Source organism: Variovorax multivorans, from assembly GCF_051216835.1.
Classification (GTDB): Bacteria; Pseudomonadota; Gammaproteobacteria; order Burkholderiales; family Burkholderiaceae_C; genus Variovorax.
On record NZ_JBPJZL010000001.1, the window covers coordinates 559,735 to 585,409 of the forward strand.

The window sequence follows — 25,675 nt, forward strand, 5'->3', positions numbered from 1 at the left end:
TCGCAACGACCGCGCCCCGGAACGTCCATTCGTATTCTTTCAAGACATACAACACAGGAGACGTCCATGTTCGCTACACCCCGTCGGCCGCACAAGCGGGTTTTTCCGTGGCCGCGCCGGCCCCGCGCCCTTGCCGCGGGTCTCGCAATGGCAGGAGCTCTGCTCGTCGCAGGATGCGGCGGAGGCTCCGACGGCGGATCGGGGTTTTCGTTCATTCCCGGCGCCAGCCCGCCGCCCGCGACGCAGACGCCAGCCGCGTTCCAGGTGAAGACGCTCTCGTCGTCGCCCGACATGGTCAGCGGCGGCGACTCGCTGATCGAGATCACCGCGCCCGTTGGCGTGGCGCTGGACAAGGTGCGCGTGAGCCTGAACGGCAAGGACGTGAGCTCGCAGGTGCCGGTGGCCGACAGCACGGCCCGCGTGCTGCGCGGCCTCGTCACCGGGCTCACGACGGATGCTTCCAGCACCACGGGCAGCAGCAACACGCTGGTGGTCAGCAACGCCGACAACGCCGCGCAGCGCACCGAGACGAAGCTGGTCAACTACCCCATCACCGGGCCCATCCTGTCGGGCCCGCACATCTCGCCCTATGAATGCCGCACGGTGCAGAACGGCCTGGGCTCGCCGCTCGACGCCGACTGCTCGGCCGCAACGCAGGTGCTCTGGTACTACCGCACCAAGGCCAACACCTTCCTGCCGCTGACTGACCCCACGGGCCCGCGCCCGGCCGACCTGGTGACGACCACCACCAACGACGGCGCCACGGTGCCCTACATCGTGCGTGTGGAGTCGGGCACCATCAACCGCGGCGTGTACCGGCTCGCGGTGCTCGACAACCCTTCCAAGGACGCGCCCGCCACCTGGAAGCCCGGCGCGGGCTGGAACAAGAAGCTCGTCGTGTACTTCGACTGCTGCGGCTCTGCTCAGTACAACCAGGGCGTGCATCCCATCGAGACGATCCTCGGCGATGTGGGCCACATCCAGCTCTCGCGCGGCTTCGCCTTCATGAACTCGACCGAGCTCTGGAACAACCAGCACGCCAACCCACACCTGCAGGGCGAAACGCTGATGATGCTGAAGGAGCACGTCATCGAGGAATTCGGCGCCGTGCCCAAGTGGACGGTCGGCTTCGGCGGCTCGGGCGGCGCCATCCAGCAGTACCTGATCGCGCAGCTCTACCCGGGCCTGCTCGACGGCATCCAGCCCATCGTGTCCTTCCCCGAGACGCTGATGCCCGAGGTGATGGAGTGCCGGCTGCTCAACAACGTCTACAAGCTCGACACCGCCACGTGGACCACGGCCAAGCAGAACGCGGTGAACGGCTTCAACACCAACACCTGCACGAGCTGGGACCTGTCCTTCGCGAGCATCATCAAATCCGACAACACGGTGGGCTGCGGCTTTCTCGAACCGGCCAACGTGTCGAACGTGTTCAACCGCACGACCAACCCCACCGGCATCCGCTGCGACCTGTTCCAGACCAACGTGAACCTGCTCGGCAAGCGCGCCGGCACGCAGGAGGCGCGTCGCCCTCTCGACAACATCGGCGTGCAGTACGGCCTGGCCGCGCTGAACAGCGGCGCGATCTCGGTGACGGAGTTTCTCGACCTGAACGAGAAGGTCGGCGGCTACGACGGCGACGGCAATACGCAGGCCGCGCGCTCCGTGGCGGACCCCGACGCGCTGAAGCTCACCTACGCGGGCGGCTTCAAGAACAGCTTCAAGGGGCCGGGCCTTGCGAACATTCCGATCATCACGCAGCGCGGTAACGCCGATGCGGTGGGCGACATCCACGACACGATGCAGGACCTGATCATCCGGGCCCGCCTGCAGCGCGCCAACGGCCGCAGCGACAACCAGATCATCTGGACGCTGGGATCGAAGTCGCCCGTCGACTACATGTCTGCCTCGCTCGACCTCATCAACAAGTGGCTGGACAACATGGCCGCCGACACGGCGGCACCGTCCATCGACAAGGTGGTGCGCAACAAGCCCGCAGGCGCGAACGATGCCTGCTGGGACGCGAGCGGCACGCGCATCGACGAAGCCGCGTCAACCAATCCGGCGGCCAGTTGCAACGCGGTGTACCCGCGCTTCAGCACGCCGCGCCTCGTTGCCGGCACGCCGCTGGTCAACGACGTGCTCAAGTGCCAGCTGAAGCCGGTGAATGCGGCCGACTACTCGGTGACCATTGCCGGCGCCGACCTGGCGCGCCTGCAGACCATCTTCCCGAGCGGCGTGTGCGACTGGAGCAAGCCGGGCGCGGGCCAGGAGGCGCTGCGGGGCACCTTCTTGCGGCTGCCGCTGAACTAGCGCGTAACCGGGCGGGAGGCGCCCGGCAGCTTCGCCACCCGCTCGGCCAGGAAGTCCACCAGCACGCGCACGCGCAGCGGCTGGTGGCGGCGCGGGGCATACAGCAGGTGCACCTCCTGCGCCGGGCCAGTGTGGCGACTGAGCACCCGCACCAGCCGGCCTTGTGCGAGCAGGTCGGCCACCATCCAGGTGGGCTGCAGCGAGATGCCGGCGCCGCCGAGCACACTGTCGAGCAGAGCCACCGCGTTGTTCACCCGATAGCGGCTGCGCACCGGCACGGTGACGGGGCCATCGGGGCCTTGAAGCAGCACGCCGTCGTCGCCCGCCGCATAGCGCAGGTAATCGTGCGCCAGCAGGTCCTGAGGCTTGCGCGGCTTGCCGCGTGCCGCGATGTAGTCCGGCGAGGCGACCAGCACGCGCGGCCACGTGCCCAGGTGGCGGGCGACGAGGTCGGGCGGCAAGGCGCCGCCGACGCGCAGTGAGACGTCGATGCGCTCCTCCAGCGGATCGACGAAGCGGTCGTCGAGCACCAGCTCCAGTTCGATGTCCGGGTACAGGCCCAGAAACTCCACCGCCATCGCGTTGAGATGCCGCTGGCCCATGGTCACCGGCGCGCTCATGCGCAGCAGGCCGCGCGGCTGCTGGATGCCTTCGCGCACATCGGACACTGCGTCGCCGTAGTCCTCCAGCACTCGCCGTGCGCGCTCGTGAAAGCGCTGGCCTTCCTCGGTCAGGCTCAGGCCTGCCGCGGTGCGCCGCAGCAGGCGCACGCCGAGCGATCGCTCCAGCCCCGCGACCAGCTTGCTGATGGTGGGCTGCGTGGTGTCGAGTGCGCGGGCCGCGCCAGACAGGCTGCCCAGCTCCACGCTGTGCACGAAGGCTTCGAGGGCGCGCAGGGTGTCCATGATGTATTCGCCTTTGGAATGGTCTGGATGCCATTCTGCCGTCTACCCATCTGAATGCGCATGGAAGAAAGTCAGGGCCTTGCTTCAGCTTTCATTCAAGGACCTCTCGTGACCACACCGACACTCGCCTCGATCCTGCGCAACGGCGCCCTCGCGCTCACCCTGGCCGCCGCAGCCGCAACTTCAATAGCAGAACCGGCGGCCTACTGGAGCCCCAGCTGGATGGCCAGCACGCAGCCGATCTGGACCGGCGACTTCGTGCTGCCCACCGGCCTGCCCTTCCAGTTCAACCGGCAGACCGTGCGCCAGGTGACGCGGCTGAGTATTGGCGGGTCGCGGCTGCGCGTGGTTATCAGCAACGAAGGCGGGGTGGCGCCGCTGTACATCGGTGCGGCGCGCGTGGCCCGGCATGCCGAAGGCTCGGCTGTCTTCGAGGGCAGCGACCGGCCGCTGCGCTTCGGCGGGCAGGCCGACGTCACCATCCCGCCCGGCGCGCGGTTGGTCAGCGACCCGGTGGACATCGCCATGCCCGCTCTCGGCGAAGTTGCTGTGTCTCTCTATCTGCCGCGACCCAGCCAGCCCGCAGGCTTTCACTTCGATGCGCGGCAGATCGCCTACGTGGCCGATGGCGACCTGACCGGCGCCGCGCGCCTGCCGACAACGGCAACGCAATGGAGCACCCGCGTCTACGTCAGCGGCCTGATCGTCGAGACACCCAGGCCACCAACCACCGTCGTCACCCTCGGCGATTCGCTGACCGACGGCAACGGTTCCACGCCCGGCGCGAACACCCGCTGGCCCGATGCACTGGCCGAGCGGCTGGTGGGGCGCAATGTCGCGGTGCTCAACGCCGGCATCTCCGGCGGCCGCCTGCTGAAGGACGGCATGGGCCGCGCCGGCCTGGAGCGCGCGGGCCGCGACGTGTTCGCCCAGCCGGGCGTGCGCGCCATGATCGTGCTGCTGGGCACCAACGACATCGGCTGGCCCGGCGGCCCGTTCGCACCGAACGAACCCGCCGTGCGCGCGGAAGCCGTCATCCAGGGCCTGCGGCAGCTGGCGGAGATGGCTCGCGCCCACAACGTGCGCATCATGGCCGGCACCATCGCACCGACCGAACGTGCGCTGGAAGGCACGCCGCTCGAAGGCCACTATTCGCCAGAGAAGGACAAGGTACGCCAGGCCGTGAACCGCTGGATCCGCGAAGGCGGTGCATTCGACGCCGTGGTCGACTTCGACGCCGTGCTGCGCGACCCGGCCCGGCCCTCACGGCTGAAGGCGTCGATGGACTCGGGTGACCACCTGCATCCGGGCGATGCGGGTTACAAGGCCATGGCGGCGGCCGTCGATCTGGATGCCCTGCTGGGCACGCCTGCCCGACCCTGAAAATACTGTACATAAATACAGTATTTCTCTAAAATTCGTCGTCTCCAAGAACAACTTCGAGGCGACGCCGATGACCACCGCCAATCCCCCTGCGCCCACGGCGCAGGTTCTTTTTTTCTCCAGGCTGCACCAGTTGCAGCCCCGCTCCCACACAGGCCGGATCTCCACCTGGCCATTCAAGGTGACCCGCGACAAGGGGGACATTCGCGTGCAGGCAGCGCGCGTCATCCGCACGACGGCCGAGAGCTGGTGGCCGCCTGAATCCTGAAGAAGCGCCCGATGGCCGAGTTCAATAAGCTTCTCGTCGGGCTTTTTCCCGCCAGGGAAGTGCAAGCTGAAATAGAGGCGCACCGCAAGAACTGGTGGTGGCCCAGAGGCTGCTCCTTTCCGCCCGAAGAGCGCCTGCACCTGACGCTCCAGTACCTCGACGATCAGCAGGGCAATGCCGAACAACGCCTGCGCGCCGCGCTCGCCGAAGTGTCGATGCAGCCACTGCAACTCACGCTCGACCGCTCCTGCACATGGTCCAACGACGCTTCGGTAGTGCAACCGTCGGAACACGAGGGATTGCGATGCCTTCAGTACGACATCAGCCGTGCGCTGCTGCGGGCCGGCTTTTCCCTCGATGTCCATGTCCGCGGATGGACGCCGCACGTCACGATCGCGCGGGACGCTGAACGCGCAGCAAGGCCTACTTCCCTGAAGCCCATTCGCTGGACCGCAACAGAGTTCCGACTGGTCCGCTCGCACTTCACGTATCCGTTTCGCCACGAACCCCTGGGCTCCTATCCTCTGCACTGAGGTGCGGCATTCGTCCGGCGCTACAGTGGCCGCATGCTGACGCCCCCCGACCTGTCGCGCGAAACCATCGCGCAATACCTCGCCGATGCCTACGGCCTGCACGACGCCCGCATCGAATTCCTGCCCATCGGCGCGGATGTGAACTCGGCCGTCTTTCGCATCAATGCGAGTGACAGCGCCGCGTATTTCCTCAAGCTGCGCAGAGGCGATTTCGACCAGCCGGTCGTCGCAGTCCCAGCCTTCCTTCACCACGAGCAAGGCATCGAAGCCGTGATGGCGCCGCTGCCTACAACGAATCAGCAGTTGACCGCGCAAAGCCACGGCTTCGATTGGGCGCTCTATCCCTTCTTCGATGGCCAGAACGGTTTCGAGCGCGCATTGACGAACCGGCAATGGACCACGCTCGGCGCTGCATTGGGCGCGATCCATCGCACCGAACTACCCGAAGCGCTGTCGGCCGGTCTTCCTAAAGAGCACTACGCCCACCACTGGCGCGAAGGCGTCCGCCGCTACCAGCGCCGCTTCATCAACGGCGTGAAGGGCGACGACATCGTCAAGCGCTTCCTCGCCTTCTGGGAGGAACATGCGGAAGAGATCGACACCGTCGTCTACCGCAGTGAACAGCTCGCCTCCATCCTGCTCGAACGCCCGCCGCAGCTGGTGCTGTGCCACTCCGACCTGCACGCGGGCAATGTTCTCGTCGGCGACAACGACCGCATTTCCATCGTCGACTGGGACACGCTCATCCTCGCCCCGAAGGAGCGCGACCTGATGTTCATCGGCGGTGGCGTCGGCCACGTGTGGAACCAGCCGCAGGAAGAAGCGCCGTTCTACGAAGGCTACGGATCGAAGGACATCGACCTCGTCGCCCTCGCCTACTACCGCTACGAACGCATCGCGAAAGACGTGCTCGAATTCTGCGACCAGATGTTCGACGCCACGGCCAGCGCGGAAGATCGCGAAGAAGGCCTGCGCCAGATGCAGAGCCAGTTCCTGCCCGGCGACGTCGTCGCCATCGCGCACCGGGGCTACGACGACATCACCTGATCGTCAGATCAGCATGTCCTGCACGTCGTCCTCGAATCCGGCAAGCGGCTGCGCCTTGGCCAGCGCGAGCCACACAGCAAACGGAATGCGATCGAACGCGCGATGCACGGCCGCACGCGCGACCACGAGGCGTTCGCCCTCCAGCACCATCACACCGCATTCGGCTGGCACCTCTTCGGGCTTGGCGATGCAGCGGCCTTTGGCGTCGTTGCCCAGCACGTACCAGCACTCGCCGCCCAGGTCGAGGTACGCCGCGCGCTTGTCGGGCTTGCGCAGGTCGCCCAGCAGGTCGGCGCGGCTCACCTTCACCTCATGCACGATGGGGTGCGCGTAAGCCTCCACGCTGGTATTGCGGATGGAGAACACATCGGGCCGCGCAACGCACCAGCGCGGCTTGCCGCCTTCTTCCAGCGGCGGCAGGCGGGCCCGCAGGCCCAGGCCGCGCCATGCGATGCGGCCGCCGCGCGTCATCTCGCGCGCCACGCGCTCCACCAGGGCTTCGTGCGGCGACAGCGCGGCGCGATTGATGGTGAGCGTGGTGGCGATGCGTGCGATGCCGGTGTCGGTCACGCGCAGCGTCTCGTGGCCGTGCACCGTGCGTACGCGTTCCAGATAACCACCGGCGAGCAATTCGACCTCGATGGTGTCGCAGCATGGCCAGCCGGCCGAACGGTAGATCTCGCGCAGGCGCCGCGCATGCGGCTTGCCGAACGGCACCGCCGTCTGCATCGGTGGCGGAGGCTCCACCACCGGTGGCGGAAACCCGGGGTCGGTCACGGGCGGCACAACCAGAGGCGGGTCGCCCTCCGGCGGTGGCATGGGTGGCGGCGGTGGTGGCACGGGCACATCGGGCGCTGGTGGCGGCGGCCCGATGGGCGTGGCGACGATGGGGGCGAGAACGGCAAGTGCGGACATGGCGGAAACAGGTTAGCGAAAAGCGGTGGAAGGCGCGAGGCATGGAACGATCGGTTGCATTCGGTCCTTCCCTTCTCGCATCAATGAAAGTCGCGGCTGGTGTTGCTCTGCGCGAGCCGGCCCATGAGCGGCGTCAGGTCTTTGAAGCCCGTGGCGATCAGGTGCTGCACCTTGCCGCCGCTGTCGTCGTCGCGCTGCCATGTGCCCTGCACCGCGAGCAGGTGCGACTTGAGCAGCGGCTCGCGCCATGCCTCGATGACATGGCTCCAGACGATGACGTTGACGTTGCCCGTCTCGTCCTCCAGCGTGACGAAGATGGTGCCGTTGGCGGTCTGTGGGCGCTGCCGTCCCTTGACGATGCCGCAGGCGCGCGCGGTCTGGCCGCTGGGCAGCGAACGCAGTTCGGCCGCGCTCATGAGCTTCATGCGCACAAGGCGCGGGCGCAGCAGCGCGAGCGGATGGCGGCGCAGCGTGAGGCCAAGCGCCGCGTAGTCGCCGACGATCTCCTCGCCCTCGGGCGCGGCCGGCAGCAGCAGCGCCTGCTCGTTGATCGGCACGCCCCGCAGCAGAGCCGGCGACCGGTGCTGCGCGGTGGCGTCCCACACCTGTTGGCGCCGATGGCCCGAGAGCGAGATCAGCGCATCGGCCGCGGCCAGCGCGGCCATGTCCTTGCCGTCGAGCTCGGCGCGCAGGGCGAGGTCTTCGGTGCTCGTGAAGGGCGATTGGTCGCGTGCTTTGAGCAGGCGCTCAGCGCCTCCCTTGCTGAGGCTCGAGATGCGGTTCAGGCCCAACCGCACCGCGGGCTGGTTCTCGTTGCCGAGGCGGTCGATGTAGCGTGGATCGATGCCTGGAGAATGCAGCGCATCGGGGGCGCGAGCTTCGAGCGTGGTGTCGAGTTCGCTGCGCGTGACGTCGACCGGGCGCACCTCGACGCCATGGCGACGTGCGTCCTGAACGAGCTGCGACGGGCTGTAGAAGCCCATCGGCTGCGAATCGAGCAGCGCGGCGAGGAAGCAGGCCGGCTCGTAGTTCTTGAGCCAACTGCTCACCGTTACCAGCAGCGCAAAGCTGGCGGCGTGGCTTTCGGGGAAGCCGTAGTCGCCGAAGCCCATGACCTGCTTGAAGATGGCTTCGGCGAATGCTTCGGGGTATTTGTTGTGGACCATGCCCTTCACGAGCTTGTCGTGGAATTTGTCGAGACCGCCTTTGCGCTTCCATGCCGCCATGGCGCGCCGCAGTTGATCGGCCTCGTCGGCCGTGAACTTGGCCGCGATCATGGCGATCTGCATCACCTGCTCCTGGAAGATCGGAATGCCCAGCGTTCGCTCCAACGCAGGGCGCAGCTCTTCCTTCTCATAGTGGATAGGCAGGTTGTTGCGCTTGCGCTCCCGCTGCTTGAGATACGGATGCACCATGCCGCCTTGTATGGGCCCAGGCCGCACGATGGCAACCTCGATCACCAGGTCTTCGTACGTGCGCGGCTTCAGGCGCGGCAGCATCGACATCTGCGCCCGGCTCTCGATCTGGAACACGCCGATGGTGTCGGCGTCGCAGATCATGTCGAACACCTTCTGGTCGTCGCTCGGTATCTGGTGCATCTCCAGCATCGAACCCCGCCAGCGATTCATGTGAGCGAGCCCCCGGCGGATCGCGCTGAGCATGCCGAGCGCCAGCACGTCGACCTTGAGCATGCCCATCGCTTCGAGATCGTCTTTTTCCCACTGGATGACGGAGCGGTCTTTCATCGACGCCTTCTCGACCGGCACCAGCCGCGTGAGCTTCGTGTGCGTGAGCACGAAGCCTCCCACGTGCTGGCTCAGGTGGCGCGGAAAGCCCTTGAGCCGCTGCGTCATCTCGATCCAGTGCATCAGCTTGAGTTCGTCCTCCTCGACACCGACGCGCGCCGACGCCTGGCGCAGTTGCTCACCGAGCACTGTCTCGTCGAACCAGTAATGGTCTTTCGCGAATTCATCGATCAGCCGCTCGTCGATGCCGATGGCCTTGCCCACGTCGCGCAACGCGCTGCGTGCGCGATAGCAGATGACGACAGCGGCGATAGCGGCACGGTCGCGGCCGTATTTGTCGTAGATGTACTGAATGACTTCCTCGCGCCGCTGGTGCTCGAAGTCGACGTCGATGTCGGGCGGCTCGCGGCGATGGCGGCTCAGGAAGCGTTCGAACAGCAGATGTCCCTTTTCGGGGTTGATCGCGGTGATGCCCAGGCAGTAGCAGACTGCCGAATTGGCCGACGAACCACGGCCCTGGCAGAGGATGTCCTGCGAGCGGGCGAAGCGCACGATATCTTCCACCGTGAGAAAGAACATCTCGTATTCGAGTTCGAGGATGAGATCGAGCTCTTTCTGCACTTGAGCCCGCACCACGTCGGGCACGCCCTGCGGATAACGAACCTGCGCCCCCTCCCACGTCTTTCGCACCAGCGTCTGCGCTGGCGTCTCATGGCTGCCCACGCTTTCCAACGGGTACTTGTAGTTCTCGCGGATCACTTCAGGGTCGAACCTGCATCGCCCGGCCACCACCAGCGTGTTCGTCAGCATCTCCTGAAAATAAAGTTCCGCCAGCCGCATACGCGGCCGCAGATGCCGCTCGGCATTCGACTGCAACGCAAAGCCGCACTCGGCCACGGTCTTGCCCTCGCGCACGGCCGTCAGCACGTCGTGCAACGGTTTCTGCGAACGCACGTCCATGCGCACGTCACCGGCGGCCACGAGCGGCACGCCTGCCTCCTCGCCCGCCTGCATCAGCGTGACGAACCAGAGGTCGTCGTCGAGTTCGTTGAACAGTTCCACGGCCAGCCAGAGGTTTTCGCCGTACAGCGCCTTGGCGGCCATCAGGTCTTCGTGCAGCGTTGCGACATCCATCGCACCGCCGGGGTTGCGCTGCGGCACGAAAAGAATCTGGCAGTGCTGCAGCGAGGCCACGTCGCTGTCTTCCCAGCTCACGCGGTACTCGCCCTTGGGCAGCTCGGTGTTGCGCGCGGCGGTGATGAACTCGCACAGGTTGCCCCAACCCTCGGTGTCGTTCGCGATCACCACGAGCTTGAAGCGCTCGAACCGGAACTCGCTGCCGAACAGCAGGCGAAAAGCAGAATTGCGCGGAATCTCCGGCTCGTCGGGATGCTCGCGCTCATGCTCGGCCAGCTTCGCCGGCAGGTCGCGCAAGGCCACATGGGCCCGCACGATGCCCGCCACCGAGCATTCGTCGGTAATGGCGAGCGCGGTATAGCCAAGCTGGTAGGCCCGCTCCACCATCTGCTCCGGCGTCGAGGCTCCCCGCTGGAAACTGAAGTTGGTCAGGCAATGCAGCTCGGCATAGTCCGGCAGCGTCGGCGCGGCTTTTTTGCGCAGCGGCAACGGCAGCGCATGCACCTTGGCCGAGTTGCGCCCGCGCAGTTGCTTGCCGCTCAGGTCAGGCATAGAACCCCTGCAGATACCAGCGCACCTCGCCGGAAGAAAAGCGCGCGGCAGGCCGCTCGCGAAAGATCCAAACCAGCCCGGCCTCGGGGCTTTCCGCGACGTAGTAGTCGCGCATCGCGGGCTGGCCGCCGTCTTCCTTGTCGCCCCACCAGCCCGTCTCGACACGCTGCGGCCCGATCAGCCTGCTCAGCGGGCCGCGATAGCACGGGCGCTCACCGTCCATTTCGAGCAGCAGCGGTTCGGGCAGCAGCCATGGCGGGTAGATGGCATCGGGCTGCGAAGCCGCGGCCCTGGCAGCCTTTGCCTCCTTGCGAACCTTGTCGCCGGGCGCCTTCTCCTTTTCTTTCTGCAGCGCGGGCCGCCATGCCTGCTTGCGTTCGGGCCGGTGGTCGGCCTGTGCCGACGGCACCACCACCTGCTGCGCTCCGAGCCGCACGCTGAGCCGCTCGACCATCTCGTGCAGCCTGTCGCCCTTGCGGTTGTCTTCCGGCAGAAAGCTGGTGCTGGCGCCGGCCCACGGATCGGTTTCGAGCGTGCGCAGCCTGAGCCAACTCGCGGGCGCGGCCAGCGTGGTGAGGGCCAGTTTTTCGGACAGCAGGCGGCGCAGGTGCGCCATGTCCTGCGTGGGCTCGGCCGTGCGCACGGTGACCTGCTGGTGCGGCGGCAGGTTCACGCCGTTGAAGCGCTTGAGGTCGAGCGTCCACTCCAGTTCGAGCGCGCGTGCGCCACGCTGGCGGGCACGCAGCCAGATCTGCAGGGCCGACAGCAGCCGGTTGGCCGACCACATGAGTTCGGGCGCGGTCTCGGCCAGCGCGGGCAGCTCCAGCTTCTGCTCGAACACATCGGGCAGCGTGAGCCAGGCATGGCTTTCGGGGCGCAGGCCCCATGCGGCGTCGAGTGCCTCGCGCAACCCCGCGCCGAAGCGCCGCGTGAGGCCACCGCGCGGCAGTGCCGCCACCTCGCCCCAGGTGCGGCAACCCAGGCGCGCGAGCAGGTCGAGGTGTTCGCGCGCGGCGCTCAGCGTATCGAGCGGCAGCCCGGCCGGCACGTCCTGCGGCCGCTTTTCCTGTCGCACGAACAGGCGCAGCCGGGCCAGCGCGATCAGGCTCGTGGCGCCCTGCGCACCCTGCATGTGAACGTCGGGCGCGGGGTTGTCGGCCAGCAACTGGCGCATCAGCTGCAGCCGCCCGCCCCACAGGCGCTCGCAGGCGGAGACTTCGAGCATCAGCGCCTCGTCTTGCCAGGCAACGTGCGGCGTGTACCGCAGCGCCCACCAGCCCAGCGCTTCGGGCGTGTGCAAGACAGGAGCGTCGGGCGAGTCGGCGTCAAGCGACCACCGCAAGGCGATCCAGTGCATCCGGGCCTCCTTTCCACGCGTCGATGCGCACCACGGTCGCCGAGGTTGCCGAATCCCCGGCCGGCACCGTGCCCAGTTGCTGCAGACGCAGCTTGCGGCGAAGGCGGGCAGCGGCCAGCAATGCGATCATGCGTTCGTTGCGCGCCGGGAGCATCACCGGCGTAGCCAGCGGCGGGCCACGGCGCTTGAGGATGTGCAGCTCGATCTGCGACGCATCCGCTTCGCAGCGCCCGGCGCGAATGCGCAGCCGCGCGGGCGAGGCAGACAACGCGACCGATTCGGGCCGGCACACGAACAGCAGCACCTCGTGCTGCGCGGCCGCCAGCTGCAGCCGCCGCAGCTCGCCCACCCGCGCCTGCGGCAGCCAGGCCACGACGGCGGCGATGTCCGCGCAGCGCAGTGCCTGCTCGCAGGCCCACAGCCGCGCGGCCGGGGCCTCGCTCCTGACCCACATCAGGGCCTCCACCGGCAGCCCCTGCGCCGCGAGCGAGGGTCCGCAAGGCTCATAAGGCGCGCCGATCAGCACCACCGGCCCGCCCCGCGCCTGCACCGCCTGCCCCAGTGCGGGCAGCAGCAGCCGCCAGACATGGGCTTCGGGCACGACCTGCAGCAGCTCCGTCATCGCCCCGACCGGCCAGCCGCCGCCCGGCAACTGCGCATCGAGCGCAGCGTGGCCGGTGGCGACGACCTGTGCGTCGGCCAGGCCGAGCTCGTCGGCATGCCAGACGCCACGGCCTGCGGCAGCGGAAAAGGAGTCGAGGAAAGGAAGGCCCATGGTGAAGACTGTTAACTGTATTTTTATACAGTATTTCATGGGCCACAACAAGAAAGCCGTTTTTCTCTTTTTGCCCCCCATCGTCGGATACTGGCCGCCGATGCCGCCCTCGAAGGATTTCCCTCTCACCCGCGCCGAACTGCTGCGCCTGGGCGCCGCGCTGTGCGCAAGCGCCGCGCTCCCCGCCTCCGCACAACCGCAGAGCAAGTCCGCCATGAACACCCGCCCCATCCCCTCCACCCAGGAGGCCCTGCCCGTGATCGGCTGCGGCACCTGGATCGGCTTCGACCAGCGCCCCGGCAGCGAGGAATACAAGCGCCTGCCCGGCGTGCTCGACGCCCTGTTCACAGCCGGCGGCACGGTGATCGACAGCTCGCCGATGTACGGCCGCTCCGAAGAAACCACCGGCGAACTGCTGGCCGCAGCGAAGCAGCGCGACAAGGTCTTCCTCGCTACCAAGGTCTGGACCTCGGGCCGCGAGGCCGGCATCGAGCAGATGGAGCAATCGTTCGCGCGGCTGCGCACGCAGCGCATGGACTTGATGCAGGTGCACAACCTCCTCGACTGGCGCACGCACCTCGCCACGCTGCGCGGCTGGAAAGAAAAAGGCCGCGTGCGCTACATCGGCATCACGCACTACACGCCCTCGGCCTACGACGAGGTCGAGGCCGTGCTGCGCGCCGAGAAGCTCGACTTTCTGCAGATCAACTATTCGCTCGACGCGCGCGACGCCGAGCAGCGCCTGCTGCCGCTGGCGGCCGAGCGCGGCGTGGCGGTGATCGTCAACATGCCTTTCGGCGGCGGTGGCCTGCTGCGCCGTCTGCGCGACAAGCCGCTGCCCGCGTGGGCTGGCGAGATCGGCTGCACGAGCTGGGCGCAAGTGCTGCTGAAGTTCGTGCTGAGCCACCCGGCCGTGACCTGCACGATTCCCGGCACCAGCCGCAGCGAGCACATGGCGGACAACGCCGCGGCCGGCGCGGGCACTTTTCCCGATGCGGCCTTCTGGCGCCGCGAGGCCGCCGCTATTCGAACTTGACGTTGTGCTCCCGCACGGTGGCGCCGAAGGCGTCGTACTGCGTGCGGAAGAACTCGGCGAACTTCGCGGGACTCATGCCGTAGCCCTCGAAGCCCTGCTGCACCAGCTGGGCATGCACGTCGGGCCGCTTGAGCGTGTTCTGCAGCTCCAGCGAGAGCCTGTCGGTAATCGCCTGCGGCAGGCCCGGCGGCCCGAAGAAGCCGGCCCATGGCGTGATGGTGAGCTTGCCCAGCCCCAGCTCGCCGCCGGTCGGCACATCGGGCAGCAGGCCGCGGCGCTGCGGCAGCAGCGTCACCAGCGCGCGGATGCGCCCTTCCTTCACGAAGCCCGGTGCCAACGTGCCGGTGGTGAACATCATCTGGATCTGCCCGCCCAGCAGGTCGGTCATGGCCTGCATGTCGCCCTTGTAGCGCGCGTTGACCACCTTGCGGTCGCCCAGCAGTTGCAGCATCGCGAGTTCCGAAGCACTGTTGCTCGATGCCGAGTTGTAGGCACCCGGCTTGGCCGAGACCATTGCCAGCAGTTCATTCACGCTCTTCACCGGCAGGCTCGTCGGCACCACGAGGAACATCGAGAACTGCCCGGCCGAGCTGATCGGCGTGAAAGCCTTGAACGGGTCGTAGGGCGGCGTCGGCCGCAGCGTGGGCGCCGCCACCATCGCGGTGTTGGTGCCCATCAGCAGCGTGTAGCCATCGGGCTTGGCCGACGAGGTGGCCTGCGCCGCGAGCACGCCGTCGGCGCCGGGCCGGTTCTCCACGATCACCTGCTGGCCGAGTTGCTTCGACAGCCCCTCCGCGATGATGCGCGTGAGCACGTCAGCGCCGCCGCCGGGCGCGAAGCCGACGATCAGCCGCAGCGGCTTGTTCGGATACGCGTCGGCGCTCCAGGCCGCCGCGCCGGGCGGCATCGCGGCCGCAAGAGCCGGGAGCACCGCCATGGTCAGGGTTCTGCGTCGCATGAAAGGCTCCTTGGTTCAGAAGAGATGCCGCACACCGAATTCCCACCCCGACGAGCGCTGCCCGGCCCCGGGTGCAACGCCGCCGCTGACCACATAGCGCGCCTGTCCGCTGTTCATCAACCGCGCATAGGTGCCGTAGAGCGCGGTGCGCTTGGAGAGGTTGTGCACGTAGCCGATGCCGAACTGCCGCGCGTCGTCGCGGTTGCGCGGCATGCCGTTGGCGTTGCGCAGGCTCTCGTCGCTGCGGTCATCGAGATAGGCGTAGCTGATGCGGATGCGGCCGACCTCGAAGGCCGGAATGTGCGCGCCGATCTCCGTGGTGTTCTTGCGCACCGTGCCGCCCGCGAGCTTCACCGTCACCTTGTTGTAGAGCGCGAAGAACTTCGCAAAGCCCGCGTCCCACGAGCCACCGATGTTGGCGTGCGTGTAGTTGCCGATGGTGGCGGTGGCGTCGAAGTGCGAGCGCGTGACGGCCGCCGCGATGTCGAACGCGCCCGAGGCGAAGCCGAAGCGCGCGCCGGCGAAGTTGCCGTCGTCGCGGTTCGCCACGGTGGAGTCGTTCTCGCCGGTGCCGACCATCGCCATGCCATAGAAGCCGCCGATGTTGGGCGGCAGCCAGTAGCTCACCGTGTTGCTGCCGGTGATGGCCGTGGGCAACGGCCCGGTGCCCGCGCCCGCGAAGGTGAGGTTGCCCGCGCGCGCCACGCCATTGGCGTTGAAGGGGTCGAAGTAGATGCTGTTGTAGTGCGTGGGAATGAAGTCGTGGCCCAGCCGCACTTCGCCCAGTGTGTCTGACGAGAGGCTCACGAAGGACATGCGGTCGAAGGTTATGGGCCCCGCCGCGCCCGCGCCGCTCGTCTGGTTGTTGCTGTTGCTCGGCCGGCCTGTGCCGTTGTCGGGGTTCAGGCTGCCTTCGAGCCAGAAGCCCGCGCGCAGGCCGCCGCCCAGGTCTTCTGTGCCGCGAAATCCGAGCCGGCTGGTCGAGAGCCCGCCGTTCGACAGAGCCTTGACCGAGCCGCCACCGGCGCCGCTCGTGTACTGGATGCCGAGGTCCACCACGCCGAACACGGTGACGCTGGATTGCGCATGCGCCGCGCCGCTGCTTGCCAGCCCCAATGCCGACCACATCAAAAATCTCTTCATGGTTTTTTGTCTCCTGCTTCTTCTCTTCGGTTGAAAAACTCTGGAATCGCGCGCAGGGCTGCCACCGGGTGCGAACGGGGGTTCGCACCGGTTGGCGAAGGCCGGGGTGAAAAAGGTCTAGCTCGAGGGCTCGGGGCGTTCGGTGCGCACGAGCACTGCGCCCTTGGAGAGCGGGCTCACGTTGCGCCGGTACTGCTGCAGCCAGCCGGTGTCGAAGGCCGGCGGCGGCGCCTGCCAGTCGGCGCGGCGGGCCTGGAGTTCGGCGTCGGTCAGCGCGATGTCGAGGCGGCGCGCGTCGAGATCGATGGTGATCACGTCGCCGTCGCGCACCAGCCCGAGCGGTCCGCCTAGCGCGGCTTCGGGCGAGACCTCGGCCACCACGAGCCCCTTGCAGACGAGGCCCGAGAGATGCCCGTCGGTGAGCAGCGCGACCTGGTCGCCGAGGCCCGCTCCATCCACAGCGAAGACCACGCGCGATGCGCCGCCACCCATGGCCGGGCCGCCGCAGGCGCCGGCGCCGCGCATCACGACCACCTGGCCGGGCACGATCTCGCCCTTCTTCAGCGCGGCGATGGCCGCGTCCGAAGTCCAGAAGCACACGGCCGGCCCGGTGAAGCGCCGCACCTTGCGCTCGGCGATGCCGGTCTTGATGAGCCCGGACTCGGGCGCGAGGTTGCCGCGCAGCAGCACGATGGCCGGCAGCAGTGCGACGGGGCGGTCGATGGGGCGGATCACTTCGGCATCGGCCACTTCGGCATTGCGCAGGTTCTCGGCCACGGTGCCGCCGGTGACCGTCAGCGCGCTGGTATCGAGCAAGGGCTCGAGCTGCTTCATCAGCGCGCGGCAACCACCTGCCGCCTCGAAGGCCTCGATGGAATGCTCGCCGATGGGCCGCACGCCGGCCAGCACCGGCGTCGTGGGGCCGAGGCTTTCGAAAAGGCCGTACACGTCGACGCCGCACTCTCCTTCGGTCGACACCGCTTGCAAGTGCTTCGCCGTGTTGAGCGAGCCGCCGACTGAAAGCACCGCACGCACCGCGTTGACGAAAGCGCCATGCGAAAGGATGTCGCGCGGCTTCAGGTCGTCCCACACCATCTGCACGATGCGTGTGCCGGCCGCGCGCACGTCGGCCATCATCTTCTCGCTCAGCGCGGCCACCGGTGCACTGCCGGGCAAGGCCATGCCGAGCGCTTCGCAGACGATGTGCATCGAGTTCGCGGTGCCCAGGCCCGAGCACACGCCCGGCCCGCGGATCGCCTCACGGCTCATGCCCACGAGTTCTTCCACCGGCAGGTTCCCCGTGACGGCATGCATCGCGCCGATGAACACCTCCTCGATGTCCATGTGCCTGCCGCGGTACTCGCCGCTGGGCTGGTAGCCGCAGGGCACCAGCAGCGTCGGAATGTTGAGCCGCGCCGCAGCCATGAGCTGGCCGGGCACCGTCTTGTCGCAGGAGGTGAGGCACACCATGCCGTCGAGCTGTGCGCCTTCGACTGCCACCTCGATGTCGTTGGTGACCAGGTCGCGCGCGCCGAGCATGTAGGCGCCGCGCGCACCGGCGCCGGTGATGAAGTCGCTGGGTGCGGCAGTGCGAATCTCGAAGGGAATGCCGCCCGCGGCGCGGATCGCGGCCTTTATCTCCCCCGCCACGCGGTCGAGGTGGCTGAAGCAGGCGGCCAACTCCGACGAACTGTTGACGACGGCGATCTTGGGCTTCTCGCAATCCTCTTCCGGAATGCCGAGCGCGCGCCAGTGCGCATTGCGCACCGACCACAGGTAGGAGCCGCGCGGGAAGTTGCTGCGCAGGGGGCGGGTCATGGGCGGTCTCCGGATTTGTTCTTCTTGGTGATCTCGATCACGCCACGGTCGGCGTCCACGCGCACCCAGTCGCCGGTTGCGATGCATTCGAGCGGGTCGCGCTCGAAGTCGGTCATCGATGGCGAGTGCGTGACCACGGCGCCCAGCGCCATCTTGGTCGTCATCTCGTTGAACAGGAACGCTGCCGGCGCCGAGTTCATGAGCCGCGTCATGTGAAACATCGCCGACCAGCCCGAGGAGCCCTTGGCTCCCGGAAACACCAGCACCTTGCCCGCGAAGCTCTGGCCGCGCAGTTCGTGCCGCGTCTCGATGACGGTGCCGGTGCGCGGATCGATGCCGCCCCAGCCCGAGATGCGGTCGCGCGTGACCAGCGCCTCGCCCTCGGCCACGCCGCCCACCACCTTGCGGCCGCGGATGACGATGGTTTTCTCCGTGATGACTGCGTCGCTCATGCGTAGCCTCCGTTCCAGCGGCCGGTGCAAGCGGCGTCGATGCATTCGGCGGTGCTGCCGAACCAGGCCTGCACGCCGAGGATGGCGGGCAGGTAGTGGGCCTGCTTGGCCGAATCGAGCGCCACGGTCTTCGTGCCCTTGGGCACGGCGCGGCTCATGGCGGAGCAGCTGTCGCTCATGATGATTCCGCCCGCGTCTTCGATGATCTTCGTGTAGCCGTTGCGGTCGGCCAGCGACTTGATGGCGCGCGGCGTGAAGATCCATAGCTCGCAACTCGGATGCACCTTGCGCCCTTCGATGAGCTGCGCGGCTTCCCAGATCTGCTCGATGGTGTAGTGCGGGCAGCCCAGCATCACGTACTGGATTTCCGAGTCCTTGCCCGTGACGTTGATCTTCTCGTAGGTGGCGCGGCGCTCGGCCTCGCCGTAGCACAGCACCTCGACCGGCGCACGGCCGCCGAGCGCCTGTTCGAGCGTCAGCGCCTCGGGCGTGATGCCGGCAATGTGATACATCTCCAGGCCGCCCGAAGACGACGCGGCCGCGCCGAAGTGCTTGAGCCGCGGCAGGTTCGGTACGCGGCCAATGCCGCGCTTGCTGTGCACCACCGGCACGCGCTCCTGCACGTGCTCGCCGATGTAGTAGCCGAGCAGGCCCCAGTCCTGCACGGACTCGACCTCGATGTCGAGCTCGACCACGTGCGTGGCGCGACGGTTCTCGTCGAGGTGATAGCCCCAGTATGGAATGCGGCCGGTAAGCATGGCGGCGCCGGTGCTCTCCCGGCCTTCGGTGTTGGTGCGCGCACCCAGCACCGAATTGCAATACACAACCGCCGACGACTCCATCCACGCGCAGTGCTCGCCGCGCGTCGGGATGTTGCCGACCTGGTAGGGCGTGCAGGTGTTCATGATCTGCGCGCCCAGGCCGGCGGCGTGCCGCTCGCTCTTGTTGTAGAACTGGACGATCTCCTCGCTCACGCCCATGCGCTCGGGCTGGCCGGGGTCGAAGCCCAGCTGCAGGTGGCTGGTGAAGACCTTGAACTTGGGGATCTCGACCGTCTCCTGGCTATCGAGGCTGAATTCGGAGAACACCGCATCCATGCCGCCGCCCTTGGCGAGCGCGAAGTCGCGCTGGAAGGGCGTGGTCGAGGTGATGGTGGCGCAGACGTTGCGCGTCTCGACCAGCCGCTCGGCGCCCAATGCCTCGCCGTAGCGCATCAGCAGGTCCATCGCCTTCTGCACGGCCGGGCCGTCGCGGCCGTCGTACATGGCTTTTTCTTCATCGCTCAGGTGCATGGCCTGTGTCTCCGTTTCTTCTATCGTGGGGAATCAACCCCGGCCGGACCTGCTAGCCCGGCGAGGGAGTCGGTACGTGGCCGCCGATGTCGCGCGCAATGGTGAGCGCGATGTCGTGCAGGCGCGGTGCGAGTTCGTTGCGCAGGCGCTCCTCGGTGAAGACGAAGGCAGCGCCGCCTCCGTTGAGCGCCATCACTTCGCCGTCCGGCCCGATGAGGGGCACCGACACCGAGTTGATCTCGCGGTGGAATTCGCCGAGCGACAGGCAGTAGCCCAGCCGCTTCGATTCGCCGATGGCGCGGTTCATGTTCGGCGCGATGCTGTCCCACTCGGGGCCACGCAGCAGGCGCATCGAATCGATCAGCTGGTTGCGCTGCATTTCGGGCAATGCTGAAAGGTACGAGCGGCCGAGCGCCGAGTTGGCCAGCGGCGCGCGCGAGCCCACGTCGAGCCGCGCAGAGAGCATCGACGAGCGCGGGCGGCAGGCTTCGATGAGCACCATCTCCATGCCGTCGCGGATCGCGAGGTAGACCGATGCCCCCACCTCCTCCGCCATCGCCTGCATGCTGGGCCGCGCGGCGGCGCGCACGTCGAGGCTGCCGAGGAACACGCGCGACAGCGACACCACGCCCGGCCCGAGCATGAAGCGGTCGGCCGCCTGTGCGGGCTTGAGCATGCCCAGCGAAAGCAGCGTGGCGACCAGCCGGTTGACGGTGGGGCGCGGAATGCCGGTGATGCGCGCAATGTCGGCATGGCCCAGCACCGGGCGTTCTTCGCTGAAGCAGCGCAGCACCGAGATGCCGCGCTCCAGCGCGCTCACGGTGTCGGAGCGCTCGCCGCGCACTTCCGCCGGTTCGGCCGGCTCGGCCGCGGAAAAGGAGGTGTCGTTTTTTTCAGTGGACATGGAGGGACCCTTTGCAAGACTCTTCTCAGGACTCTCCAATGTAGAGGCTTGCGAAGAGAGGGCGTCCGGGGTCATGGCCAATGGCTCAGGCGCCGGCTTCGGCCGTTGCAGGCGACACCGCGCCCTGCCCAACTCCGGGTGCCCCGGCTCGCAGGTACACGCCCTGGGCCAGCAGTTCGGACTGCAACGCGCCCACGTCGATGAAGCGCGGAGCAATGCCGCCGCGCGATGCCAGCGCCGCCGCCACGCCCGCGGCCTGGCCGGTGATCCAGCACTGCGGAATCTCGCGCATGAAGCCGTGCGAGTTGCGGTCGCACGAGATGTGGCGCCCGCAGGCCAGCAGGCCGTCGAGCTTCTGCGGCACCAGCGCGCCGTAGGGAATGGAGATGTTCGGAAACTTCGGCGACACCGCGGGCGACACGCCGATCTCGTCCGCCAGCGGCACGCCATCGGGCCACTGGCTGCGCAGCACCGAGCCTACGCCGCTCAGGCGCCGCGCATGGCGCACGCCGATCTGCGGCGCGCTCAGCATCAGGTAGGCATCCTCGAAGCCCGGCGCATGGGCGCGGAAGTAGTCCAGATGTGCGGCCATGGCGCGGTGCGAGCGCACTTCCACGGCAGTGAGGTCGTCCACGTCGAGCGCCGAGTAGCCCGACTGGCGCGGCCCCATGAAGAGGGCCACGTCGTTGCGCCACGAGACGAAAGGCCGCTCGAACAGGCCGCATTGCTCGCGGCCGCCCGCCATGAAGGCGGTGAAGGCCTCGGGCTGGCCGGCCTTGAACTCGATCCAGCGGTTCATGTCCACGCCGCCGAACAGCCACGAGGTGTTCATGCAGTGGTGCACGTCGGCCTCTTCGATGTCGTTCACGTAGTCGGCACCGGCGCGGGCGAACAGGTCGCCATCGCCGGTGGCGTCGACCACCACGTCGGCCATGATGGCCATGCGGCCTTCCTTGCTCTCGAACACCACGCCCTTGACGGCGCCGTCCTGCACGATGGGAATGGCGGCCCACGAGTGGTAGATGAGCTTGACCTTGCGCTCCAGCACGATCTCTTGCGAGAGCAGCTTCAGGCGCTCGGGGTCGATGGTGGGCGACCAGGTGACGACGCCGTGATAAGCGGCCGTGCGCTGCGACCAGTGCGCAGCCTTGGCGGTGTCTTGCGAGCCCCAGTCTGCAGGCGAGGGGCCGGCGATGGCGTCGGCCGGCAAGCGGTCGAACAGCTCTTCGGCAAAGCCGCGGATCACCAGCTTGCCTTCCCAGTCGGTCATGCGGTCGATCCAGATGACAAGGCCGCCGGTCGACAGGCCTCCCAGGTGGTTGTAGCGCTCCAGCAGCGCCACGTCGGCGCCCGCGCGGGCCGCTGCGGCTGCGGCCGCCGTGCCCGAGGGGCCGCCTCCGACCACCAGCACGCCGCAGCGGTGATAGACCGGAATGCTCTTGCCGGGCTCGGCCCAGCTGCCGTGATCAGGCCGCTTGACGCGGCTGTCGCGGTCGAAGATGTCGGAAGACAGGATGCGCTCGTCGGTACGGACGACAGTTTTCATGAATGCGTTCTCGGCTTGGCTTGTTTCGTCGTATTTTGATTTCACTTTCCACTTTGTCAAACTCAAAAGCCATATCTCTGGGGTATTCCCTAGTGAATATGGATTTTTATGGTTTTCAAGATCAATATATAAAGAGAAATCCAACGGAGACATCGATGAAGAAACTTCACGGCACCCGCCGTGCCTTCGGCTCGGCCCTCGGCGCCGCAGCCTTCCTGGGCCTTGCATCACTTGCCGTGGCGCAGGACTTTCCGGCGCGCGGCAAGCCCATTCGCATCGTCGTGGGCTTCACCGCCGGCGGCGGCACCGACGCGCAGGCGCGCATCGTGGCGCAGAAGCTCGGCGAGGTGCTGGGCACCAGCGTGATCGTCGACAACAAGCCCGGAGCCAGCACCATGCTGGCGGCCAACGAGGTGTCGCGCGCCCTGCCCGACGGCTACACGCTGCTGTACGCGCCCTCGTCCACCATGGCGCAGAACCCGCACACATTCGCCCAGGTGCCCTACGACCCGTTCAAGGATTTCACCGCCATCTCGATGGGCGGGCGCGGGCCGCTGGTGCTGTCGCTGAGCACCAGCGTGCCGGTGAACAACGTGAAGGAGCTGGTGGCCTACGTGAAGGCGCACCCCGGCAAGGTGAGCTACGCCTCGTTCGGCGCAGGCACCTCGTCGCACATCTACGGCGAGGCCTTCGTGAAGAAGACCGGCATCGACGCGGTGCACATCCCGTACAAGGGCGGCTCCGACGCGGCGAAAGACCTCATCGGCGGGCGCGTGCAATACATGTTCGACTCGGCCTCGTCGGCCATCATCACCTCGGCCACGGGCAAGGTGAAGATCCTCGCGGTGGCTGCCAACGCGCGCATTGCCGCGCTGCCCGACGTGCCCACCTTCGCCGAGCAAGGCTACGCGGGGCTCGATCTGCCGAGCTGGCTGGGCTTCTACGGGCCGGCGCGCATGCCGGCGCCGGTGGTCGAAAAGCTCAACACGGCGCTCGCGAAGGTGCTGGCGATGCCGCAGGTGCGCGATTTCTATCGCAGCGGCGGCTACGAGGCCGGGGGCACCACGCCGGAGGAGTTTGCCGGCATCACGCGCTCGACCTACGACAGCTGGGGCGCGATGGTGCAGCAGGTCGGGTTGGCCAAGCAATGAGCGGCATGCGCTCCCTTCTTGATCGCCGCCGCTTTACCGCCTGGCTTGCGCTCGGTGCGGCCATGCCACTGCTGGCAGCCCATGCCGCCGCACCTTTTCCGGACAAGGGCCGCACCATTCGCATCGTGCTGGGGCTGGCAGCTGGTGGTGCATCGGACTCGCAGGCACGCTTCGTCGCCAACAAGCTCGGCGAGGTGCTGCAGACGCCAGTGATCGTGGAGAACCGGCCGGGCGCGAGCTTCATCCTTGCGACTGAAGAAGTGATCCGCGCCGCGCCCGACGGCTACACCTTCATGTACGCGCCCTCCTCCGTGGTGGCGCAGAACCCGCAGACGCTGGCGCAGGTGCGCTACGACCCGTTCAAGGACCTGACGCCGATCTCGCTCGGCGCGCGCGGGCCGCTGGTGCTGACCGTGCACGCGAGCGTGCCGGCACGCACGGTGCAGGAGCTGGTGGCCTACATCAAGGCCAACCCGGGGAAGATGAGCTACGCCTCCTTCGGCACCGGCACCTCGTCGCACATCTACGGCGAGGCCTTCGCGCGGCAGGCAGGGTTGGACGTGGTGCACGTGCCGTACAAGGGCGGCGCCGACGCCGCAAAAGACTTTCTTGCGGGCCGCGTGCAGTACTACTTCGATGCGGCGCCCAACGCCATACAGAACACTGCCACCGGCAAGGTGCGCATGCTGGCCGTGGCGGCGCCGAAGCGCAGCCCGATGCTGCCCGACGTGCCCACCATGGGCGAACAGGGCGTGAGCGGCGTGGATATGCCGAGCTGGCTTGGTTTCTACGGACCGGCGCGCATGCCGGCGCCGGTGGTCGAGAAGCTGCATGCCGCGCTGGCGCAGGTGCTGGCGTTGCCGGCCACGCGCGACTTCTTCCGCCAGGGCGCATACGAGGCGGAATCGTCGAGCCCCGCGGAGCTGGCCGCGCTGACGCGAGCGACCTATGACCAGTGGGGCGACATCATCCGCAAGCTGGGGCTGGTGAAGCAGCAGCAATAGGGTTCAGCGAAAGAACTCCAGCAGTCGCGCATTGACTTCGTCGGCACGCTCGTACTGCGCCCAGTGCCCGGCGCCGTCGATCACCACGCCTTCGCGCCCCGGCCCTTCGGCCACCAGCCGAGCGACTAGCGGGCGCGGGTCGGCGGTGACGTCGTACTCGCCCCACAGCAGCAGCGTGGGCAAGCCCAGCGCATTCAGTGCCTGCTGCAGCCCACCCGACTGCGACACCTCCTTGCTGCGAAAGCGCGTGCCATGGCACGAGATGTCATGAATCTCGAAGGCCAGCGCGTCGATGGCCGCCGGGTCGTGCAGCATCAGCGCGGCAAGGTTGTTCAGCAATGCGGCGCGCTCTGCCTCGCGGTCTGGGGCGGCGCGCCAGTTGATCATCTGAGCCGTCATGCGCCGCAGCGTGCCGTGGCCGCCGCTGCCTACGAGCGCGAAGCGGCGGATGGCGCCGCGCCGCACGGCAAAGCGCGCAGCCGTCAAGCCGCCGAAGGAGAAGCCGCCCAGGTCGACGGGCGTGCCCGCGCCGATGAGCTGGTCGAGCGTGCCGCCGAGCGCATCAAGCAGTGGTGGCAGCGAGTCTTCGCCGGGCGCCACGCGGGGCGGCGCATCGGACTCGTTGAAGCCCGGCATGTCGGGCAGCCACAGCGTGCGGCCTGCCGACAGCGCCTCGGCATTGCGCAGCCAGTGCATCCAGCTGCCGTGGCCGCCGTGCAGTAGCACCAGCGGGGGCCGGGCGGTATCGGTGCCGAAGCGGCGCCAGCGCACGCGCACGCCCTCGTGCACCGGGTCGTAGTGGGTCGACAGCGCGTCGATGCGGGCGATGGCCTCGCGGGCCTTGGTCTCTTCTTGTGTGGTCATGGCAGCATCCGCTGGAGTTCGGCCTCGCCGTCAAAAAACTGGTGCTTGAGCGCGCCCAGCACGTGCAGCGCGAAGAGCACGTAAAGCACATAGCCCGCCCAGACGTGCACGCCGCCCAGCACGGTGTGCCAGGTTTCCTTCATGGTGGGCTCGATAGCCATGATCCAGCCGATGCGCGGCCATTCGAACAGGCCGAAGAGCTGCATCGGGTGGGTGTCCGCATCTTTCCAGGCCGAGTCGTGCATCCAGCCCGACAGCGGCAGCAGGATCATCAGCAGATAAAGAGCGCCGTGGGCGGCATGCGCCGCGAATCGTTCGAGTGCGCCATACGAGCCCGGCATGGCCGGCGGCTTGTGCGTGGCGCGCCACAGGAGCCGCAAAATCACCAGGCCCAGCACCGTGATGCCTATCGACTTGTGGGTGTCGACGGCCGGGCGCACCCAGTCGTCGGGGTAGTGGTCGACCAGCAGGATCAGGGCGATGTTGACGACCATGAGCAGGGCTATCAGCCAGTGCAGCGCTATGGCGGTTCGGGTGTAGCGGGTTTGTGCGAGCATGCGGGGAATTTTCGGGCGTG

General features: G+C 67.6%; 22 protein-coding genes. 8 read left to right on the plus strand and 14 right to left on the minus strand.

Annotation, left to right across the window (positions count from 1 at the left end):
• The first annotated feature begins 66 nt into the window (after positions 1–66).
• On the plus strand, positions 67–2,313 hold the full coding sequence (locus ACSFCA_RS02655) for a DUF6351 family protein (RefSeq protein WP_435458515.1): 2,247 nt from the start codon (positions 67–69) through the stop codon (positions 2,311–2,313).
• Here ACSFCA_RS02655 and ACSFCA_RS02660 read toward each other — a convergent pair.
• Positions 2,310–3,218 (minus strand): LysR family transcriptional regulator, encoded by a 909-nt coding sequence (locus ACSFCA_RS02660; protein ID WP_435458516.1) that lies wholly within the window; start codon positions 3,216–3,218, stop codon positions 2,310–2,312. The two genes, ACSFCA_RS02655 and ACSFCA_RS02660, sit on opposite strands and share 4 nt — an antisense overlap.
• 108 nt (positions 3,219–3,326) lie before the next feature.
• On the opposite strand from ACSFCA_RS02660, the gene ACSFCA_RS02665 reads away from it, so the two are divergent.
• The 4 genes from ACSFCA_RS02665 to ACSFCA_RS02680 all read left to right on the plus strand — a co-directional run bounded on the left by ACSFCA_RS02665 (position 3,327) and on the right by ACSFCA_RS02680 (position 6,449).
• Positions 3,327–4,601, plus strand: coding sequence for an SGNH/GDSL hydrolase family protein (locus ACSFCA_RS02665; protein WP_435458517.1), 1,275 nt, complete (start codon positions 3,327–3,329; stop codon positions 4,599–4,601).
• 70 nt (positions 4,602–4,671) lie between these two features.
• On the plus strand, positions 4,672–4,869 hold the full coding sequence (locus ACSFCA_RS02670; protein WP_435458518.1) for a hypothetical protein: 198 nt from the start codon (positions 4,672–4,674) through the stop codon (positions 4,867–4,869).
• A gap of 11 nt (positions 4,870–4,880) precedes the next feature.
• On the plus strand, positions 4,881–5,402 hold the full coding sequence (locus tag ACSFCA_RS02675) for a 2'-5' RNA ligase family protein (RefSeq protein ID WP_435458519.1): 522 nt from the start codon (positions 4,881–4,883) through the stop codon (positions 5,400–5,402).
• 33 nt (positions 5,403–5,435) lie between these two features.
• On the plus strand, positions 5,436–6,449 hold the full coding sequence (locus tag ACSFCA_RS02680) for a phosphotransferase enzyme family protein (RefSeq protein WP_435458520.1): 1,014 nt from the start codon (positions 5,436–5,438) through the stop codon (positions 6,447–6,449).
• Between the two features lie 3 nt (positions 6,450–6,452).
• Here ACSFCA_RS02680 and ACSFCA_RS02685 read toward each other — a convergent pair whose 3' ends face one another.
• The 4 genes from ACSFCA_RS02685 to imuA all read right to left on the minus strand — a co-directional run bounded on the left by ACSFCA_RS02685 (position 6,453) and on the right by imuA (position 12,930).
• Entirely contained in the window at positions 6,453–7,364 is a 912-nt protein-coding gene (locus tag ACSFCA_RS02685) for a hypothetical protein (protein WP_435458521.1), read from the minus strand.
• Between the two features lie 80 nt (positions 7,365–7,444).
• Complete coding sequence (locus ACSFCA_RS02690) at positions 7,445–10,798, minus strand: error-prone DNA polymerase (RefSeq protein WP_435458522.1); 3,354 nt, start codon at positions 10,796–10,798, stop codon at positions 7,445–7,447.
• Complete coding sequence (locus ACSFCA_RS02695) at positions 10,791–12,155, minus strand: Y-family DNA polymerase (RefSeq protein WP_435458523.1); 1,365 nt, start codon at positions 12,153–12,155, stop codon at positions 10,791–10,793. The genes ACSFCA_RS02690 and ACSFCA_RS02695 overlap by 8 nt, the downstream gene beginning before the upstream one ends.
• On the minus strand, positions 12,124–12,930 hold the full coding sequence (gene imuA / locus ACSFCA_RS02700; RefSeq protein WP_435458524.1) for a translesion DNA synthesis-associated protein ImuA: 807 nt from the start codon (positions 12,928–12,930) through the stop codon (positions 12,124–12,126). Before imuA ends, ACSFCA_RS02695 begins: the two co-directional genes overlap by 32 nt.
• Positions 12,931–13,030: 100 nt before the next feature.
• On the opposite strand from imuA, the gene ACSFCA_RS02705 reads away from it, so the two are divergent.
• Positions 13,031–13,966 (plus strand): aldo/keto reductase, encoded by a 936-nt coding sequence (locus ACSFCA_RS02705; RefSeq protein ID WP_435458525.1) that lies wholly within the window; start codon positions 13,031–13,033, stop codon positions 13,964–13,966.
• Here ACSFCA_RS02705 and ACSFCA_RS02710 read toward each other — a convergent pair.
• The 7 genes from ACSFCA_RS02710 to ACSFCA_RS02740 all read right to left on the minus strand — a co-directional run bounded on the left by ACSFCA_RS02710 (position 13,953) and on the right by ACSFCA_RS02740 (position 22,079).
• Entirely contained in the window at positions 13,953–14,924 is a 972-nt protein-coding gene (locus ACSFCA_RS02710; protein WP_435458526.1) for a Bug family tripartite tricarboxylate transporter substrate binding protein, read from the minus strand. The genes ACSFCA_RS02705 and ACSFCA_RS02710 overlap by 14 nt on opposite strands.
• Positions 14,925–14,939: 15 nt before the next feature.
• Complete coding sequence (locus ACSFCA_RS02715; RefSeq protein WP_435458527.1) at positions 14,940–16,067, minus strand: porin; 1,128 nt, start codon at positions 16,065–16,067, stop codon at positions 14,940–14,942.
• A gap of 117 nt (positions 16,068–16,184) precedes the next feature.
• The gene (gene ilvD / locus ACSFCA_RS02720; RefSeq protein WP_435458528.1) at positions 16,185–17,885 is read right to left on the minus strand and encodes a dihydroxy-acid dehydratase; all 1,701 of its coding nucleotides are present in this window, start codon (positions 17,883–17,885) and stop codon (positions 16,185–16,187) included.
• Positions 17,882–18,337, minus strand: coding sequence for an aconitase X swivel domain-containing protein (locus ACSFCA_RS02725; protein WP_258354271.1), 456 nt, complete (start codon positions 18,335–18,337; stop codon positions 17,882–17,884). The genes ilvD and ACSFCA_RS02725 overlap by 4 nt, the downstream gene beginning before the upstream one ends.
• Positions 18,334–19,629, minus strand: a complete 1,296-nt coding sequence (locus ACSFCA_RS02730; RefSeq protein ID WP_435458529.1) for an aconitase X — start codon at positions 19,627–19,629, stop codon at positions 18,334–18,336. Before ACSFCA_RS02730 ends, ACSFCA_RS02725 begins: the two co-directional genes overlap by 4 nt.
• A gap of 52 nt (positions 19,630–19,681) precedes the next feature.
• Complete coding sequence (locus ACSFCA_RS02735; RefSeq protein ID WP_435458530.1) at positions 19,682–20,533, minus strand: IclR family transcriptional regulator; 852 nt, start codon at positions 20,531–20,533, stop codon at positions 19,682–19,684.
• An 85-nt stretch (positions 20,534–20,618) separates the two neighbouring features.
• Positions 20,619–22,079 (minus strand): FAD-dependent oxidoreductase, encoded by a 1,461-nt coding sequence (locus ACSFCA_RS02740; RefSeq protein WP_435458531.1) that lies wholly within the window; start codon positions 22,077–22,079, stop codon positions 20,619–20,621.
• Between the two features lie 155 nt (positions 22,080–22,234).
• Between ACSFCA_RS02740 and ACSFCA_RS02745 the strand changes: the two genes are divergently transcribed.
• Positions 22,235–23,230, plus strand: a complete 996-nt coding sequence (locus ACSFCA_RS02745) for a Bug family tripartite tricarboxylate transporter substrate binding protein (RefSeq protein ID WP_093073400.1) — start codon at positions 22,235–22,237, stop codon at positions 23,228–23,230.
• Positions 23,227–24,234, plus strand: a complete 1,008-nt coding sequence (locus ACSFCA_RS02750; RefSeq protein ID WP_435458532.1) for a Bug family tripartite tricarboxylate transporter substrate binding protein — start codon at positions 23,227–23,229, stop codon at positions 24,232–24,234. Before ACSFCA_RS02745 ends, ACSFCA_RS02750 begins: the two co-directional genes overlap by 4 nt.
• Positions 24,235–24,237: 3 nt before the next feature.
• Here the strand turns inward: ACSFCA_RS02750 and ACSFCA_RS02755 are convergent, their stop codons facing one another.
• Together ACSFCA_RS02755 and ACSFCA_RS02760 are read right to left on the minus strand one after the other, a co-directional pair.
• Positions 24,238–25,098: an alpha/beta fold hydrolase gene (locus ACSFCA_RS02755; protein ID WP_258354266.1), complete on the minus strand. Its 861-nt coding sequence runs from the start codon at positions 25,096–25,098 to the stop codon at positions 24,238–24,240.
• Positions 25,095–25,655, minus strand: coding sequence for a cytochrome b (locus tag ACSFCA_RS02760; RefSeq protein ID WP_435458533.1), 561 nt, complete (start codon positions 25,653–25,655; stop codon positions 25,095–25,097). Before ACSFCA_RS02760 ends, ACSFCA_RS02755 begins: the two co-directional genes overlap by 4 nt.
• Between the last annotated feature and the right edge of the window lie 20 nt (positions 25,656–25,675).